General features: G+C 60.6%; 1 protein-coding gene. It reads left to right on the top strand.

The annotated features are described in order from the left end of the window. On the top strand, positions 1 to 416 hold a 416-nt coding region (locus SOP95_RS31810; RefSeq protein ID WP_323609559.1), incomplete at both ends, for a helix-turn-helix transcriptional regulator.

Raw genomic sequence — 416 nt, 5'->3', positions numbered from 1 at the left:
GGCCGCGCAGTTGTTCGCCAACCTGGAAAAAGCCGGCAACCTCGACGGCCAGGACCTCAAGGTGCGCAAGAAAGGCAACGAGGTGATCGACTGCGTGGTCTCCGCCGACACGGTGATCATCCAGGACGTGCCCTGCTATCTGCTGGTGATGATGAACATCACCGAACGCAAACGCTCGGAGCTGGAACTGGTGGCGGCCATCGAAGAAGTGATGCAGGACGCCTCCTGGTTCAGCCAGACCCTCATCGAAAAACTGGCCAACGCCAAGAGCGTCAACAGCCCCAGCCAACCCAATATCGCCTTCACCGACCTCACCGCCCGAGAGCGCGATGTGCTGGGGCTGATCTGCGAAGGCCTGGCTGACAAGGAGATCGCTTCGCGCTTGAAACTGGCGCCCAACACGGTGCGTAACCATG

This window comes from Pseudomonas sp. YuFO8 (assembly GCF_035065025.1).
Classification (GTDB): domain Bacteria; phylum Pseudomonadota; class Gammaproteobacteria; order Pseudomonadales; family Pseudomonadaceae; genus Aquipseudomonas; species Aquipseudomonas putida_AE.
Note: the sequence above shows the minus strand (reverse complement) of the source record. Positions and strands in the feature narration are given on the sequence as shown.